This window comes from Enterobacter sp. BWH64, assembly GCF_001037645.1.
GTDB classification, from domain to species: Bacteria; Pseudomonadota; Gammaproteobacteria; order Enterobacterales; family Enterobacteriaceae; genus Enterobacter; species Enterobacter hormaechei_C.
Map to the genome: position 1 here is coordinate 1,599,907 of NZ_KQ089922.1, position 16,538 is coordinate 1,616,444.

Sequence of the window (16,538 nt, forward strand, 5' to 3'; positions counted from 1 at the left end):
TTCCCGTCAAATTGAAAAGATCTCCAGATTAATGAATTGCTGGTTCCTTAAAAAGAACCACCAGGCTATGTTTTTCTGGTACCACGAGGAGGAAAGATGAATATACCGGGTGATGAGCTTTACACCTTGCTCCATGCTGCGCTGAAAAAACGTGGGGAAGAGACGCTCCAGCGTGCGCTCTATCTTGCTTTGCGGGAGGCCATACTGTGCGGAAGGCTCCGGTCCGGCAGCCATTTGCCCGGCTCGCGGACGCTGGCGCAGCAGATCTCGGTGTCCCGAAACACCGTCAATGCCGCGCTGGACCAGCTCACGCTCGAAGGTTATTTGCTGCGTAGCCGCCAGGGCACGCGGGTGGGGCAATTCGCTCCTCGTACGATTACCCGGACATTACCGGACCCGGACGTCAGGCTGACAAAACGTGTCGCCCTGCTGCCCGCGCCTGTGCCGCGCGACACTCCGGTGATGGCGTTTACGCCGGGAACGCCTGCCATCAACTATTTCCCCTTGCCGCTGTGGCGGCGGTTGTACGATCGCGTCCTGCGCGAGGAGGGAAGCGCCCTGTTAGGGTATGGCGACCCGGCCGGCGAGCCGACGCTGCGGGCCGCCATTGCCCGCCATCTTGCGCTCTCCCGCGGCATTGACTGCGATGCCAGCCAGATAGTGATAACCGAAGGGGCGCTGGAGGGCGTCAATCTGTGCACGATGCTGTTAAGCGAGCCGGGGGATGTCGCCTGGGTGGAAAATCCCGGCTATAGCGGCGCCAAAAGCGCTTTCGTCAAAACCGGCCTGGCGATGACCGGCATACCGGTGGATGACGAGGGGATGTGCTGGGAAGGGCTGTCTGCGCCTTCACCCACGCTGATTTTTACCTCGCCATCGCATCAGTTCCCTTGCGGAAGCGTGCTCAGCGCGCGGCGGCGTCTGGCGCTGCTGGAACTGGCCCGGCAGCACAGCGCGTGGATCATTGAGGATGATTACGACAGCGAATTTCGTTATACCGGTGAGCCCGTCCCGGCGATGCTCGGAATGGTCAACAATGCGCCCGTTGTGTATCTGGGGACGTTCAGCAAAACGCTGTTTCCATCGCTCCGGATGGGGTTCATGGTGTTACCGCCAGCGCTGGCGAAGGCGGCGCGTCCGGCCATCGGCTCGCTGCTGCGCGGCGGGCATCGCGCTGAACAGCGCACCCTGGCGCTGTTTATTGAGGAAGGCCACTATGCACGACATCTTGCCGCCATGCGCCGCCTTTATCGTAAGCGTTACCGCCAGCTGCGGGAGGTGCTGAGCGCAGAGCTTCATACGCCGCACCGTGTTCTTGCCGGGGAAGGGGGAATGCACCTGACGCTGGCGATTGACGGTATCGACGACCAGCGGCTGGTGGAGCAGGCGAGAGCGTTTCAGCTGGCACCCGCTGCGCTGAGCGGGTATTACCTTGAGACGAAGCAGGGGCAAACCGGTCTGGTTTTAGGTTACGGTAATACCTCTGCTTCGCAGTTTGCACCGGGTATCCGACGTCTTCAGGCGCTCATTACACAGCAGTGGGGCGGGAAAGGGTAAAGACATCATAAAAAGAGAGCTGGCCCTTAGTGATGACCATTTTCTGCAACTTCTCTTTTTGCCCGGCTTCGACGGCCGGCGAGAGCAGGATATTGTCGATCAGCTCCTTCGGCACGTAACGCGTGTTGTACCACTCCCCGTTGTAGCACACGCGGAAATCGAGTACGTCGATATCTTCATACCGGTAACGCGGATTGACGTCGAAAAAGAAAAACGCGTTAAACACCACGAACAGCACAACCAGTAGCCAGACGGAATCGACCAGTGTTTCAGACTTCAGCATGACGATAAGCGTTGCCAGCCAGGCGGCGTACATGGCGACGAACAATCCGGGGTGTTTGCGAATAAAGCTGATGCTAAAGCGCGGGCGATTGTCGCGCTTTTCGCGGGTATTGAGATCGTCGATGGTGGCGGTAAGCAGGCGCTGTATCTCTGTCATTTTTTGCCTTTATGATTGTTAAAAATACAGGTGATCTGCCTATTTTATGAGAGGGGTTTAGGCGATGAAAGTAACAGTTATGCCAGGAAAAAGCATAACAGTTACTCAGGATGCGCTTAGATCATTTTAATGATTTTCGCCGGATTCCCGCCCACTACCGCATTGGCCGGCACGTCTTTGGTCACTACCGCGCCGGAAGCGATAACCGCATTATCGCCAATGGTCACGCCTGGATTAATCACCGCGCGTCCGCCGATCCAGACATTATCACCAATGGTGACCGGTTTACCGTACTCCAGCCCGCTGTTACGTTCGGTCGCATCCAGAGGATGCGTGGCCGTATAAATGTGCACTCCCGGCGCAAGCATACAGTTATCGCCAATGCGGACAGGGCAGACGTCCAGCATGACGCAATCGAAGTTAGCGTAAAAATTGTTGCCCAGATAGATGTTATACCCGTAGTCGCAGCGGAAGCTTGGCTCTATATAGGCACCTTCGCTTTGACCCAGCAGGTCAGCTAATAAGGCGCGACGTTCGGCCTTCTCATCGGGTGCGGTATGGTTATAGCGGTGAACAAGATGACGCGCGCGTAAACGGTCAGCCCTCAGCGTGTCATCGCCAGGGCGGTAATATTCACCTGCAATCATCTTCTGTTTTTCTTCACTCATGGGAACCTCTCTGGAATCGTTTTACGCAGCGTAAAGAGGATTAACCAGAAAGGGAACGTTCCCTAAAAGTGGCTGTGACGGGAGTCACAACATTCTTGCGCATAAATACGTTTTATACGGGAACCTGGCGTTTGCATTTGAAGCGTAATTCGAAAGGTAAATTCAGCTTAACAACGGGCGTAATGCCTTTACAGTCTCTCTTCAACGATTAACGAACAAATTTCCACACCGAAGAGGGGATCTTGTCATACAGTTTATTCATGGTCAGCTCAGCAAGACGATGGTCGGCAGCTGAATAAAATACCGCCAGTTCATTATCAGACAGCTCGTATTTATTTTTCTCAATAACTCGTTCAAGGGTGTCAATTGACTGGCAGCGTCGCAGGCGCATCAAATAATCGACTTTTGTTAATGGTTTATCAGACATAAATTCACCTTAGTAATTGTAATAATTTTAACAGGAAAGACTAACCGGATTAGCTCTGCTGACATTAGTGAAGCAGCGAAATAGACGGTTTCCTGATTTACGCCATTTCTGCAAATCCTGTGCGTTAATGCCGTAGCTGCTGAACAACATAAAGGTGTCGTCCAGGTATTCATCAATTTGCTCTATCAACTTATTATCTTCATTGTACTTAATTTTATAATTAAGTGCGAAGGTGGCGATATGCTCGATCAGCTCGTTGAGCTGTAAATTGATAGCAGACGTTGGATCGTTCACCCAGCCATGGTTACTTTCTTCAAGATTGGCAAGGCAGTCATGGTACAAGGATTCGCAGAGAAATTTCAACTGCGCGATATCATGCCTTTTTGGCGAGTACTCGTCCATAGCGCATCCCCTTCTGAGTGATTTTTTACTCACCGAACATCATGTCGGGATGGATACAACTTGCTTAGCCACACGGGAGCTGTGTTCCTGATAACTCTAACTATAAGCCACTCTGATCAAGATTTCACCGCGCTATTACGAAAAATTACAATTAAATCGTTACTGTTCGAGCCTTTACGCAAATCTACCTTTTGCAGCGAACGCGTTAATCAATAAAAAAGACGATTTTTATCGGTTCCTTAGAATTCATTGAGTTAGCGCAAAGTTTCATGTGAAGTCCGAAACCAGATATCTTCAGATATTTTCCATTGCTTAGGAATAGTCCGAATAATTTACGTCACGAAATGATAATAAAAGAATGCTGAGTTCCTGGTGTAAGTTATCGGCCTATTATGATAGGCCTTATTAAAAAGGAGGAAAATAAATAGAAAGGCAATAGGTCTATTTTATGATTTTTTCTGAAAAAGAAAAAGGCCGCAAATGCGGCCTTTTTATCATGTGAAACCGGTATCAGTGATGTTCTACCGAATGATTGTGCTCAACGTCTTCATTCTTACGGCTGAAGCGGCGGCGAACCACCACGAAGAACACCGGTACGAAGAAGATCGCAAGAACGGTCGCGGTTACCATCCCACCCATTACGCCGGTACCTACTGCGTTCTGTGCGCCGGAGCCCGCGCCGGAGCTGATAACCAGCGGCATAACGCCGAGGATAAACGCCAGGGACGTCATCAGGATTGGACGCAAACGCATACGAACGGCTTCCAGCGTTGCTTCAATCAGGCCTTTTCCTTCTTTCTCCATCAGATCTTTGGCGAATTCGACGATTAGTATCGCGTTCTTCGCCGACAAGCCAATGGTTGTCAGCAGGCCCACCTGGAAGTAAACGTCGTTGGTCAGCCCACGGAACGTTGCGGCAAGCAGCGCACCGATAACCCCCAGCGGAACCACCAGCATAACGGAGAATGGAATCGACCAGCTCTCATACAATGCCGCCAGACACAGGAACACCACAATCAGTGAAATGGCGTACAGGGCAGGGGCCTGGTTACCGGACAGACGTTCCTGATAGGACATGCCGGTCCAGTCGTAGCCGACACCCGCAGGCAGTTTGCTGGCCAGTTCTTCCATCAGGTTCATGGCTTCACCGGTGCTTCGGCCCGGGGCTGCCTGACCGAGGATTTCCATCGATGGCAAGCCGTTATAACGCTCCAGACGCGGTGAACCGTATTCCCAGCGCGAGGTTGAGAAGGCGGAGAACGGCACCATCTGGCCATCGCTGCCGCGAACATACCAGTTGTTGATATCGTTCGGCAGCATACGGTATTGCGCTTCGGACATCACGTAGACTTTCTTCACGCGACCACGGTCGATGAAGTCGTTGACGTAGCTGCCACCCCAGGCTGCACCCAGCGTGGTATTAATGTCGCTGATGGAAACACCCAGCGCCTGCGCTTTTTCCTGGTCGATATCGATCTTGTACTGCGGCGTATCTTCCAGACCGTTAGGACGTACGCCCACCAGCAGGTCAGGGTGTTTTGCCACCTCGCCAAACAGCTGGTTACGCGCCTGAGTCAGTTTTTCGTGGCCCAGACCGCCCTGGTCAATCAGCTGGAAGTCGAAGCCGGTCGCCGTACCCAGTTCAACAATCGCTGGCAGGTTAAAGGCGAAGACCATCGCATCTTTAATCTGTGAGAAGGTGCCCATCGCGCGGCCGGTAATGGCTTCTACCTTGTTCTCTGCGCCCGGACGTTCAGACCAGTCTTTCAGAGAAACGAAGGCGATACCGGTGTTCTGACCACGACCCGCGAAGCCAAAGCCGTTAACCGCAAACACGGATTCGACGTTGTCTTTCTCTTTGGTCAGGAAGTAGTCGGTCATCTCATCCAGCACCTTTTGCGTACGCTCTTGCGTCGCACCGGCCGGAAGCTGCGCCATACTCAGGAACACGCCCTGGTCTTCATCTGGCAGGAACGAGCTTGGCAGACGAACGAACAGGAAAGCCATGCCCACCACGATGATGATATAGAGCAGCAGGTAACGACCGGTGCTGCGCAGGATGTTACCCACGCTGTCGGTGTAGTGGTGCGTACTCTTATCAAACATGCGGTTGAACCAGCCGAAGAAGCCTTTATGCTCGCCGTGACCGCCTTTCTGAATCGGCTTCAGCATCGTCGCGCACAGGGCTGGCGTCAGGATCAGTGCAACCAGTACCGACAGCGCCATCGCCGAAACTATGGTGATGGAGAACTGACGGTAAATCGCACCGGTAGAGCCGCCAAAGAAGGCCATCGGAATAAATACCGCAGACAGTACCATCGCGATACCGACCAGCGCGCCCTGGATCTGGCCCATTGATTTACGGGTTGCTTCCTTCGGCGGCAGGCCTTCTTCCGCCATGACACGCTCGACGTTTTCGACCACCACGATGGCGTCATCCACCAGCAAGCCGATGGCGAGCACCATCCCGAACATCGTCAGGGTGTTTATCGAGTAGCCAAATATCGCCAGCACCGCGAAGGTCCCGAGCAGTACAACCGGCACGGCGATGGTTGGGATCAGCGTTGCGCGGAAGTTTTGCAGGAACAGGTACATCACCAGGAAGACGAGAATGATCGCCTCAACCAGGGTTTTCACCACTTCGTGAATCGAAATTTTAACGAATGGCGTGGTGTCATACGGATAAACGATTTTCAGACCTGACGGGAAGAACGGTTCCATCTTCTTCAGTTCTGCACGGATAGCCGTCGCGGTGTCCAGGGCGTTCGCGCCCGTCGCCAGTTTGATACCCAGACCGGAAGCCGGTTTACCGTTGAACTTCGCAATGATGTCGTAGTTCTCACCGCCCAGCTCAACCTTCGCCACGTCACGCAGGCGAACCTGCGAACCGTCCTGATTCACCTTCAGCAGAATTTTGCTGAACTCATCGGCGGAGGTCAGACGCGTTTGCGCGATGATCGACGCGTTAAGCTGCTGGCCTTTCACCGGCGGTGTACCACCCAACTGACCGGCGGCAACCTGGGCGTTCTGCGCTTTAATTGCGCTGATCACGTCAACCGGCGTCAGCTGGAAGTTGTTCAGTTTATTCGGATCCATCCAGATACGCATCGCGTACTGGGAACCGAACAGCTGAACGTCACCCACACCAGACGTACGGCTGATGGCGTCCTTCATGTTGGCGCCCACGTAGTCGGAAATATCCTCCTGCGTCATGGTGCCGTTGGTGTTGATCACGCCGACAACCATCAGGAAGCTACTGGACGATTTCTCGACGCTCACGCCCTGCTGTTGTACTTCCTGCGGCAGCAGAGGCATCGCCAGCTGCAATTTGTTCTGCACCTGAACCTGTGCAATGTCCGCATCCGTACCGGATTCAAAGGTCAGGGTGATCTGAACCGTACCGGTTGAGTCACTGTTTGAGGACATGTACATCAGGTTATCGATACCGTTCATGTTCTGTTCGATAACCTGCGTAACGGTATCCTGCACCGTTTTGGCATCAGCGCCCGGATAGGTTGCGGAGATCGTCACTGCCGGCGGCGCAATCGTTGGATATTGCGCGACAGGCAGCTTCAGGATCGCAAGTCCCCCGGCCAGCATGATGATTATGGCGATCACCCACGCAAATATGGGGCGATCGATAAAGAAATTAGGCATGTCTTAACGGCTCCTGTTTAAGTTAAGACTTGGTTTGTTCTGACTGGCCAGCGGCCGACGCTTGTTGTTTGTCGTCAGATTTCACTTCCTGAGCTTTGACCTGCGCACCAGGACGAACTTTTTGCAAACCAGTAATAATTACGCGATCGCCATCTTTCAGACCTTCCGTTACCAGCCACTTGTCGCCAATCGCCTGCGTTGCAGTGATATTGCGTGTTTCGACTTTGTTATCGGCACCCACAACCAGTGCGCTCGCATCACCGCGTGGCGTACGGGTCACACCTTGCTGAGGAACCAGAATGGCGCTTGGGTTAGTCCCTTCCTCAAGACGGGCGCGTACGAACATACCGGGCAGCAGGGTTTTATCCGGATTGGGGAAAATGGCCCGGATGGTGATAGAGCCGGTGGTCTGATCGACGGTCACATCAGAAAATTCCAGTGTGCCAGTCTGTGAGAACTTGATACCGTCGTTGGTAACCAGTTCCACTTTGGCTTTACCGTTTTCCTGTTTCAGGGTGCCGTTAGCCAGCTCCTGTTTGAGACGCAGGAAATCGTTGCTGGACTGGGTGACGTCAACGTAGATCGGGTCGAGCTGCTGCACGGTGGCCAGCGCGTTGGTTTGACCGTTCTGCACCAGCGCACCTTCGGTGACGGCTGATTTACCAATGCGACCGCTGATAGGGGAGGTCACTTTGGTGTAGGCCAGGTTAATACGCGCGGTTTCTACCGCCGCTTTCGCCGCCACAACGGCTGCGTTGGCTTGCTGTGCATCGGCCAGGGCAGAATCGTAATCCTGTTGGCTGATGTACTGCGTGCCGAGCAGTTTCTTGTAACGATTCAACGTCAGCTGCGAGATTTTGGCTGCCGCTTCGGCTTTGGCCAGATCGCCCTTAGCGCTCTCATAAGACGCCTGATAGGTTGCTGGATCAATCTGATACAGAGACTCGCCTGCCTTGACATCACCGCCTTCGGTGAAGTTACGTTTCAGGATGATACCGCTCACCTGCGGACGCACTTCCGCAATGCGGTAGGCGCTGGTGCGGCCCGGTAGTTCTGTTGTCATCTGGAGAGGTTCGGATTTGAGCGTCACGACGCCAACTTCTGGCACCTGCTGAGCTCCTTGTTGAGCCTGTTTGTCGTCACATCCTGTAAGCGCTAAGCTGCCTGAGAGCATCAGAACGACCGCCAGAGGCGTTAACCCTCTGTTTTTGTTCATATGTAAACCTCGAGTGTCCGATTTCAAATTGATCAAGGGTCCTGAGTCTAAAAACCCATTGCTGCGTTTATATTATCGTCATGCTATGGTACATACATTCATAAATGTATGTAAATCTGACTCCTGTAAATTCATCAACGTATGGCACGAAAAACCAAACAACAAGCGCTGGAAACCCGACAACACATTCTGGATGTGGCAATGCGTTTGTTCTCACAGCAGGGTGTTTCGGCAACCTCGCTGGCACAGATTGCTCAGGCCGCGGGCGTCACGCGGGGAGCGATTTACTGGCATTTCAAAGACAAGTCCGATCTGTTTGGTGAAATCTGGGAGCTTTCAGAGTCCAGCATTAGCGATCTTGAGAGTGAGTATCGGGCAAAATTCCCTCACGATCCACTCTCAGTGTTAAGAGAAATTCTAGTATATATCCTTGAAGCGACGGTTGTTGAAGAGCGTCGTCGTCTGATGATGGAAATCATCTTCCATAAATGTGAGTTCGTTGGTGAAATGGCGGTGGTTCAACAGGCGCAGCGCGACCTGTGTCTGGAAAGCTACGATCGCATCGAACAGGTCCTCACGGAGTGCATGCAGGCCAAAATGCTTCCTGCCACATTACTCACCCGCCGGGCGGCGATCCTGATGCGCAGCTATATTTCCGGCCTGATGGAAAACTGGCTTTTTGCTCCGGAGTCGTTCGATCTCAGATCAGAGGCGCGCAGCTACGTCGAAATTTTTCTTGAGATGTGCCAGCTCTGTCCGACCCTTCAAAGTAAACTTAGCCCGCGCTCTGCCTGATCGGGCATGGGAAAAATCGTAGACCCTTTCCGTCGTACTATTCTGCTTCAGCCGGGCGTGATATCCTTCATGCCCGACTATTTCCGGTCATTTCTCACATCACATTCACAACTATGCTGCACATCAATCGCTCGCAACATCCTGTTCTGGCCCTGTTTTTGATCCTGCTGTTTTACTTTGCAGCCGCGCCGCTTTCATGGGCCCGTGCAGACAACGGCAGTGACATTCCCACGCGTGCTGATGTTCAGTCGCAACTCGACACCCTGAATAAGCAAAAAGATCTCTCCGCCCAGGAAAAACTCGTTCAGCAGGATCTGACGGAAACCCTGGAAACGCTGGACAAGATCGATCGCATCAAAGCCGAAACGGCCCAGCTACGGCAGAAGGTCGCTCAGGCGCCGGAGAACATGCGTAAGGCAACGGAGGCGCTGAGTGCGCTCAGCGACGTCGATAACGACGATGAAACCCGAAAAACGCTTGCCACGCTGTCGTTGCGCCAGCTTGAGTCGCGCGTGGCGCAGCTGCTGGACGATCTGCAAACGGCGCAATCCGATCTCTCAACCTACAACAGCCAGCTGGTTTCGCTGCAAACCCAGCCTGAGCGTGTGCAGAACGCCATGTACTCGGCGTCGCAACAGCTACAGCAGATACGTAACCGTCTGAATGGCATCACCGTGGGGGAAGGGGCGCTTCGTCCCACCCAGCAAACGCTGCTGAACATCCAGCAGACGCTGCTAAACGCGGAGATTGAACAGCAGCGTAAGAGCCTGGAAGGCAACACGGTGCTACAGGATGCGCTGCAAAAACAGCGTGACTACGTGACCGCGAATATCAACCGGCTTGAGCATCAGCTTCAGCTGTTGCAGGAAGCGGTGAACAGCAAGCGCCTGACGCTGACTGAAAAAACGGCGCAAGAAGCGGTTTCGCCAGACGAGACGGCCCGTATTCAGGCCAACCCGCTGGTGAAGCAGGAGCTGGAGATTAACCAGCAGCTGAGCGAGCGTCTGATTCAGGCGACTGAAAACGGCAGCGCGCTGGTGCAGCAGAATATTAAGGTCAAAAACTGGCTGGATCGCGCTTTGCAGGCCGAGCGCAACGTCAAGGAGCAGATTGCCGTCCTGAAGGGCAGCCTGCTGCTGTCGCGCATTCTCTACCAGCAACAGCAGACGCTGCCGTCCGCCGACGAGCTGGAAGACATGACCAACCGCATTGCGGATTTGCGTCTTGAACAGTTTGACGTTAACCAGCAGCGCGATGCGCTATTCCAGAGCGATACCTTCGTTGCCAAAGTGGAAGAGGGCCATTCAGGTGAAGTGAACGCTGAAGTTCACGACGCGCTGTTGCAGGTGGTGGACATGCGCCGCGAATTGCTCGATCAGCTTAACAAGCAGCTGGGCAACCAGCTGATGATGGCGATTAACCTGCAAATCAACCAGCAGCAGCTGGTGAGCGTTTCTAAAAGCCTCCAGGAGATCCTGACCCAGCAGATTTTCTGGGTGAACAGCAATAAACCCATGGACTGGGACTGGTTTAAATCTTTCCCGGAAACGCTGAAATCCCAGATCAAAAGCATGAAAATTACCGTGAACTGGGAGAAAGCCTGGCCTGCGGTGATGATTGCCTTCCTGACGGGGCTGCCTTTGCTGCTCATCGCTGGCGTCATACGCTGGCGTTTGAAATGGCTGAAACAGTACCAGGCGAAGCTGGCCTCGGAAGTGGGGCAACTGCGTAACGACAGCCAGCTGCACACCCCGAAAGCGATCCTGATCGATCTGATCCGTGCTCTGCCGGTCTGCCTGTTGATACTCGCCGTGGGCCTGATCCTGCTGACCATGCAGCTGAATATCAGTGATCTGCTGTGGGCGTTCAGCAAGAAGCTGGCGCTGTTCTGGCTGGTGTTTGGTCTGTGCTGGAAAGTGCTGGAAAAAGATGGCGTAGCGGTACGTCATTTCAACATGCCAGCTCAACTGACCAGCCACTGGCGTCGCCAGATTGTGCGTATCAGCCTCGCGCTGCTGCCGCTGCACTTCTGGTCCGTTGTGGCCGAGCTTTCGCCGCTGCATCTGATGGATGACGTACTGGGCCAGATCGTCATTCTGCTGAACCTGCTGCTGATTGCCGTCCTGATGTGGCCGATGTGCCGCGACAGCTGGCGGGATAAAGAGTCCCACAATCTTCGTCTGGCTACCGTAACGGTGCTGGCGATCATTCCGCTGGCGCTGATGGTGCTGACGGCAACGGGTTACTTCTATACCACGCTGCGTCTGTCAGGCCGCTGGATCGAAACGGTTTATCTGGTGATTGTATGGAACCTGCTGTTCCAGACCGTGCTGCGTGGTTTGAGCGTGGCGGCGCGCCGCATTGCTTATCGTCGTGCTGTTGCCCGTCGGCAGCATCAGGTGAAAGAGGGGGCTGAAGGGGCAGAGCCGCAGGAAGAGCCGACCATTGCTCTGGAGCAGGTTAACCAGCAAACGATGCGTATTACCATGCTGGTGATGATCGCCCTGTTTGCGGTGATGTTCTGGGCCATCTGGTCTGATTTAATTACCGTCTTCGCCTACCTCGACAGTATCACCCTCTGGCAATACAACGGTACCGAAGCGGGCGCTGCGGTCATGAAAAGCGTCACTATGGGCAGCCTGCTCTTTGCGCTGGTGTCGTCAGTGGTTGCCTGGGCGTTGATCCGCAACCTGCCGGGTCTGCTGGAAGTGCTGGTGCTCTCAAGGCTGAACCTGCGTCAGGGGGCGTCGTATGCCATTACTACCATCCTGAACTACGTCATTATTATTGTCGGGGCGATGACGGTATTCGGCTCGCTGGGCGTCTCGTGGGATAAACTTCAGTGGCTGGCGGCAGCGTTGTCGGTGGGTCTCGGCTTCGGCTTGCAGGAGATCTTCGGTAACTTTGTTTCTGGCCTGATTATCCTGTTCGAACGTCCGGTGCGTATCGGCGATACCGTCACCATCGGCACCTTCTCCGGGACCGTCAGCAAGATCCGCATTCGTGCGACCACCATTACCGACTTCGATCGTAAAGAAGTGATCATCCCGAACAAAGCCTTTGTGACCGAGCGCCTGATCAACTGGTCGCTCTCGGATACCACCACTCGCGTGGTGATCCGACTCGGGGTGGCCTATGGCTCGGATCTGGACAAGGTGAAAGAGGTACTGCTGAAGGCGGCAGCCGACCATCCAAAAGTGATGCACGATCCTGCGCCAGCGGTATTCTTCACCACCTTCGGGCCGAGCACTTTGGATCATGAGCTGCGCCTGTACGTACGCGAACTGCGCGATCGCAGCTACACCGTCGATGAGCTGAACCGCACCATTGACCGTCTGTGTCGTGAAAACGATATTAATATCGCCTTTAACCAGCTTGAGGTTCATCTGCGCAACGAGAAAGGCGATGAGCATACGGAAGTGAAGCGCGAGATTAAGGGGGACGACCCTACTCCCGCCTAATCTATTTCCCTCTCCCCTCTGGGGAGAGGGTAGGGTGAGGGGGAAGTTTCCCCTCAAAATCTCGTCGCACAATCTCCAGCGCTTTCAGCACCGTCTCCGCCGGGATCGCGTGATTCTCCAGCAGCATAATTAAATCGACGGCCAGCTTGACCTCGTCGGGGGCATTTTCCAGTGACATCAGTGGCTCCTGTTAACGGGTCAGGCGTTCAATGACGCGTTCAATCTCATCCAGCGCCTGACGGCAGCGGACGATGCGGCCTTCCAGCGCGCTGATTTCACGCATTAATAACTGCTGCTCTTCCAGCGTTTCGCTGGTGTTCAGGCGGGCTTCGCGCTCGCGCTTCATCTCAAACAGACGGCGCTCAAACTCCTGGTTCTCCAGCCGCTTGCGCTGCCATTTTCCGAGTCCCGGCGAGGCGCTGTCCCACGCCCGTAACGGCCAGGCGGCGATTTCCCGGTGCAGGGCGGTGATCTGCTCGGTAAGATGCTCCGCAAGCCACGCGACCTGTTCCTGCTGTTCACTCTCAACCGCGTGACGAAGCTCGTCGAGATTGGTCTGCGCTTCAGCAAGATAATCCTCAATGACGGTGCTGCGGGTGCGGAAGAGCTGTCGGTCAAAGCGCGGTTTCAGCGTGGCGTGGCCCATCAACGGCGTGGCCTGCGCCCGCAGCGCGATCAGCTGATTTTGCAGCCTCTCAAGAAGCAGTGCTGTTTTCAAGGCGCTCTCCAGTGGTAAAGTAGCCGTTCAGTTTGATAACGATTCGCATTATGCAGCGTACTATTTTAATCATCATTGGCTGGCTCGCGGTAGTGCTGGGCACGCTGGGTGTGGTTTTACCCTTGCTGCCGACCACCCCGTTTATCCTGTTGGCCGTCTGGTGCTTCGCCCGCTCGTCGCCGCGTTTTCACCACTGGCTTCTGTACCGCTCGTGGTTTGGCGGCTACCTGCGGCACTGGCAAAAACACCGGGCCATGCCGCCCGGGGCTAAGCCGCGCGCCATTGCCTTCATCCTGATCACCTTCGCCGTCTCGTTATGGCTGGTGAAAATGATGTGGGTGCGCATTCTGCTGCTGGCGATCCTAGTTTGCCTGCTGATCTTTATGTGGCGGATCCCCGTGGTTGATGAAAAGCAACAAAAGCACTGAAGCCTCATCATGGCGGTTGCAATTATGGCGCACAGCCAGTAAATTCGACCGTTTTCGAGCACAGGTGCGCCTGGTCAAAGGTTAAACAACTGTTACTTTGACCGACTCGTCGCGCGCCGTGAGTAACACTGTTTCATTTAGGCACAAACCGATGACCGCAACTGCACAGCAGCTTGAATATCTGAAAAATAGCATCAAAAGTATCCAGGACTATCCAAAACCTGGCATTCTTTTCCGCGATGTCACCAGCTTGCTGGAAGACCCGAAAGCGTACGCCCTCAGCATTGAACTGCTGGTTGAGCGTTATAAAAACGCCGGGATCACCAAAGTAGTAGGTACTGAAGCCCGTGGCTTCCTGTTTGGCGCACCGGTTGCGCTGGCGATGGGCGTGGGTTTTGTGCCGGTGCGTAAGCCGCGCAAACTGCCGCGTGAAACCATTGCTGAGAGCTATGAGCTGGAATACGGCACCGATCAGCTGGAAATTCACGTTGATGCCATCAAGCCAGGCGACAAAGTGCTGGTGGTGGACGATCTGCTGGCAACCGGCGGCACCATCGAAGCGACCGTGAAGCTGATCCGTCGTCTGGGCGGGGAAGTGACCGACGCGGCATTCATCATCAACCTGTTCGATCTCGGCGGCGAGCAGCGCCTGGAAAAACAGGGTATTACCAGCTACAGCCTGGTGCCATTCCCGGGACATTAATCCCGTATCTCACAACCTCGCTCAATGGGTGAGGTTGTGATAGCATTCCCCTCCATTAATTCACCTTCCAGCGTTGCAGAGCCTGCCCATGAGTTATCAGGTGTTAGCCCGTAAATGGCGACCACAAACCTTTGCTGACGTTGTCGGTCAGGAACATGTGCTGACGGCCCTGGCGAACGGCTTGTCGCTAGGTCGCATCCATCACGCCTATCTTTTTTCCGGCACCCGCGGCGTCGGTAAAACCTCTATTGCCCGTCTGCTGGCAAAAGGTCTGAACTGCGAAACCGGGATCACCGCCACCCCGTGCGGCGTGTGCGACAACTGTCGTGAGATCGAGCAGGGGCGTTTTGTCGATCTGATTGAGATCGACGCCGCCTCGCGCACCAAAGTGGAAGATACCCGCGATCTGCTCGACAACGTGCAGTACGCCCCGGCGCGCGGCCGCTTCAAGGTCTATCTGATCGATGAAGTGCACATGCTGTCGCGCCACAGCTTCAACGCCCTGCTGAAAACGCTGGAAGAGCCGCCTGCGCATGTCAAATTCCTGCTGGCGACCACCGATCCGCAAAAGCTGCCGGTCACGATCCTCTCGCGCTGCCTGCAATTCCATCTGAAGGCGCTCGACGTTGAGCAGATCCGCGCTCAGCTTGAGCATATCCTCGATGAAGAGAGCATTGTCCACGAGCCGCGTGCGCTGCAACTGCTGGCCCGTGCCGCGGACGGCAGCCTGCGCGATGCGTTGAGCCTGACCGATCAGGCGATTGCCAGCGGTGACGGTAAACTCTCCACCGACGCGGTCAGTACTATGCTCGGCACGCTGGATGACGATCAGGCGCTGTCGCTTATTGAAGCGATGATTGCCGCCAACGGTGAGCGGGTAATGACCCTCGTCAACGACGCCGCTGCCCGTGGCATTGAGTGGGAAGCGCTGCTTGTCGAGATGCTCAGCCTGCTGCACCGCGTGGCGATGCTGCAACTGTCTCCGTCGGCCATTGGCGCGGACATGGCGACCATTGAACAGCGGATGCGTGAACTTGCGCGCACCGTGCCGCCGGCTGACGTTCAGCTTTATTATCAGACGCTGCTGATTGGCCGCAAAGAGCTGCCGTTTGCACCGGATCGCCGGATGGGCGTTGAAATGACGCTGCTGCGCGCGCTGGCCTTCCATCCGCGCAAGCCATTGCCGGAGCCGGAAACGCCCCGGCAGTCCTTTGCGCCGGTTGCGCCGACCGCGGTAATGTCACCGCAGCAGGTGCCACCGCAACCGGCATCGCCGCCGCCGCAAAACGTGCCGCTGTCGGATGCCACCAGTTCGGTGCTTGCCGCACGAAGCCAGTTGCAACGTGCGCAGGGAGCAACCAAACCAAAAAAGAGTGAACCGGCAGCGCCTGCAAGAGCGCGGCCGGTGAACAACGCCGCGCTTGAACGACTGGCCTCGGTAACGGAGCGCGTGCAGTCGCGTCCGGCACCGTCCGCGCTCGAGCAAAAAGCCCCGGCGAAAGAAGAGGCATACCGCTGGAAGGCGACCACCGTTGTTGAAACGGTCAAGGAAGTAGTCGCCACGCCAAAAGCGCTGAAAAAGGCGCTGGAGCATGAAAAAACGCCGGAGCTGTCCGCGAAGCTCGCGGAAGAATCCATTGAGCGCGATGCCTGGGCCGCCGAGGTCAGCAAACTGCAACTGCCGAAGCTGGTGGAGCAGGTCGCGCTGAACGCCTGGAAAGAGCAGGACGGTAATCAGGTGCGTCTGCACCTGCGCCCTGGCCAGCGGCACCTCAACTCCCCTGGCGCGCAAAAGGCGCTGGCCGAGGCGCTTACCGCATTACAGGGTGTACCGGTTGAATTGACTATCATTGAAGATGATAATCCGGCGGTGAAAACGCCGCTCGAGTGGCGTCAGGCCATTTATGAAGAGAAGCTCGCGCAGGCGCGCGAGGCGATAATTGCGGATAACAACATCCAGACCCTGCGCCGGTTCTTCGACGCCGATTTGGATGAAGAGAGTATTCGCCCCATTTGATCGTGAGTCTGACTTACGGTTGTAATCCTTAACGTGAAAGAAGAGAGAAG

Annotated in this window: 14 protein-coding genes and 1 other annotated feature; of the genes, 6 read left to right on the top strand and 8 right to left on the bottom strand. The window is 55.2% G+C overall.

Annotated elements, in window-relative coordinates; genetic code table 11:
* The first annotated feature begins 96 nt into the window (after window positions 1-96).
* Window positions 97-1,557, top strand: coding sequence for a MocR-like pyridoxine biosynthesis transcription factor PdxR (locus SK50_RS07575; protein ID WP_045349927.1), 1,461 nt, complete (start codon window positions 97-99; stop codon window positions 1,555-1,557).
* Here SK50_RS07575 and SK50_RS07580 read toward each other — a convergent pair.
* The 6 genes from SK50_RS07580 to acrA form a co-directional block, all read right to left on the bottom strand.
* Complete coding sequence (locus SK50_RS07580; protein ID WP_023296041.1) at window positions 1,529-1,996, bottom strand: YlaC family protein; 468 nt, start codon at window positions 1,994-1,996, stop codon at window positions 1,529-1,531. The genes SK50_RS07575 and SK50_RS07580 overlap by 29 nt on opposite strands.
* Window positions 1,997-2,112: 116 nt before the next feature.
* Complete coding sequence (gene maa / locus SK50_RS07585; protein ID WP_015571251.1) at window positions 2,113-2,664, bottom strand: maltose O-acetyltransferase; 552 nt, start codon at window positions 2,662-2,664, stop codon at window positions 2,113-2,115.
* Window positions 2,665-2,872: 208 nt separating this feature from the next.
* Window positions 2,873-3,091: an HHA domain-containing protein gene (locus SK50_RS07590; protein WP_015571250.1), complete on the bottom strand. Its 219-nt coding sequence runs from the start codon at window positions 3,089-3,091 to the stop codon at window positions 2,873-2,875.
* A 27-nt stretch (window positions 3,092-3,118) separates the two neighbouring features.
* Window positions 3,119-3,493, bottom strand: a complete 375-nt coding sequence (tomB, locus tag SK50_RS07595) for an Hha toxicity modulator TomB (protein ID WP_006809850.1) — start codon at window positions 3,491-3,493, stop codon at window positions 3,119-3,121.
* Window positions 3,494-4,003: 510 nt separating this feature from the next.
* A complete protein-coding gene (acrB, locus tag SK50_RS07600) occupies window positions 4,004-7,150 on the bottom strand; it encodes a multidrug efflux RND transporter permease subunit AcrB (protein WP_015571248.1) in 3,147 nt (1,048 codons plus the stop codon).
* Between the two features lie 22 nt (window positions 7,151-7,172).
* Window positions 7,173-8,366, bottom strand: a complete 1,194-nt coding sequence (gene acrA / locus SK50_RS07605) for a multidrug efflux RND transporter periplasmic adaptor subunit AcrA (protein WP_017694395.1) — start codon at window positions 8,364-8,366, stop codon at window positions 7,173-7,175.
* A 141-nt stretch (window positions 8,367-8,507) separates the two neighbouring features.
* Between acrA and acrR the strand changes: the two genes are divergently transcribed.
* Both acrR and mscK read left to right on the top strand, forming a co-directional pair.
* Entirely contained in the window at window positions 8,508-9,161 is a 654-nt protein-coding gene (acrR, locus tag SK50_RS07610) for a multidrug efflux transporter transcriptional repressor AcrR (protein WP_015571247.1), read from the top strand.
* Between the two features lie 113 nt (window positions 9,162-9,274).
* On the top strand, window positions 9,275-12,622 hold the full coding sequence (gene mscK / locus SK50_RS07615) for a mechanosensitive channel MscK (protein ID WP_048229266.1): 3,348 nt from the start codon (window positions 9,275-9,277) through the stop codon (window positions 12,620-12,622).
* A 1-nt stretch (window position 12,623) separates the two neighbouring features.
* Here the strand turns inward: mscK and rsmS are convergent, their stop codons facing one another.
* Together rsmS and priC are read right to left on the bottom strand one after the other, a co-directional pair.
* Entirely contained in the window at window positions 12,624-12,800 is a 177-nt protein-coding gene (rsmS, locus tag SK50_RS07620; protein ID WP_045334449.1) for a pleiotropic regulatory protein RsmS, read from the bottom strand.
* A gap of 12 nt (window positions 12,801-12,812) precedes the next feature.
* Complete coding sequence (gene priC, locus SK50_RS07625) at window positions 12,813-13,340, bottom strand: primosomal replication protein N'' (RefSeq protein WP_017383213.1); 528 nt, start codon at window positions 13,338-13,340, stop codon at window positions 12,813-12,815.
* 50 nt (window positions 13,341-13,390) lie between these two features.
* Here priC and SK50_RS07630 point away from each other — a divergent pair, with 50 nt between their 5' ends.
* The 3 genes from SK50_RS07630 (at window position 13,391) to dnaX (ending at window position 16,488) form a co-directional block, all read left to right on the top strand.
* Entirely contained in the window at window positions 13,391-13,768 is a 378-nt protein-coding gene (locus SK50_RS07630) for a DUF454 family protein (protein ID WP_048229267.1), read from the top strand.
* A gap of 151 nt (window positions 13,769-13,919) precedes the next feature.
* Complete coding sequence (gene apt / locus SK50_RS07635) at window positions 13,920-14,471, top strand: adenine phosphoribosyltransferase (protein ID WP_000127359.1); 552 nt, start codon at window positions 13,920-13,922, stop codon at window positions 14,469-14,471.
* 88 nt (window positions 14,472-14,559) lie between these two features.
* Entirely contained in the window at window positions 14,560-16,488 is a 1,929-nt protein-coding gene (gene dnaX, locus SK50_RS07640; RefSeq protein ID WP_048229268.1) for a DNA polymerase III subunit gamma/tau, read from the top strand.
* Window positions 15,818-15,882, top strand: a sequence feature (DnaX frameshifting element). It overlaps the preceding gene by 65 nt.
* Window positions 16,489-16,538 lie beyond the last annotated feature (50 nt).

Bases quoted from the DNA above. Each gene is read 5' to 3' on its own strand.
- acrA (WP_017694395.1), bottom strand. From the start codon at position 8,366: ATGAACAAAAACAGAGGGTTAACGCCTCTGGCGGTCGTTCTGATGCTC.
- rsmS (WP_045334449.1), bottom strand. From the start codon at position 12,800: ATGTCACTGGAAAATGCCCCCGACGAGGTCAAGCTGGCCGTCGATTTA.
- SK50_RS07590 (WP_015571250.1), bottom strand. From the start codon at position 3,091: ATGTCTGATAAACCATTAACAAAAGTCGATTATTTGATGCGCCTGCGA.
- apt (WP_000127359.1), top strand. From the start codon at position 13,920: ATGACCGCAACTGCACAGCAGCTTGAATATCTGAAAAATAGCATCAAA.
- mscK (WP_048229266.1), top strand. From the start codon at position 9,275: ATGCTGCACATCAATCGCTCGCAACATCCTGTTCTGGCCCTGTTTTTG.
- dnaX (WP_048229268.1), top strand. From the start codon at position 14,560: ATGAGTTATCAGGTGTTAGCCCGTAAATGGCGACCACAAACCTTTGCT.
- maa (WP_015571251.1), bottom strand. From the start codon at position 2,664: ATGAGTGAAGAAAAACAGAAGATGATTGCAGGTGAATATTACCGCCCT.
- SK50_RS07580 (WP_023296041.1), bottom strand. From the start codon at position 1,996: ATGACAGAGATACAGCGCCTGCTTACCGCCACCATCGACGATCTCAAT.
- tomB (WP_006809850.1), bottom strand. From the start codon at position 3,493: ATGGACGAGTACTCGCCAAAAAGGCATGATATCGCGCAGTTGAAATTT.
- acrB (WP_015571248.1), bottom strand. From the start codon at position 7,150: ATGCCTAATTTCTTTATCGATCGCCCCATATTTGCGTGGGTGATCGCC.
- acrR (WP_015571247.1), top strand. From the start codon at position 8,508: ATGGCACGAAAAACCAAACAACAAGCGCTGGAAACCCGACAACACATT.
- SK50_RS07575 (WP_045349927.1), top strand. From the start codon at position 97: ATGAATATACCGGGTGATGAGCTTTACACCTTGCTCCATGCTGCGCTG.
- SK50_RS07630 (WP_048229267.1), top strand. From the start codon at position 13,391: ATGCAGCGTACTATTTTAATCATCATTGGCTGGCTCGCGGTAGTGCTG.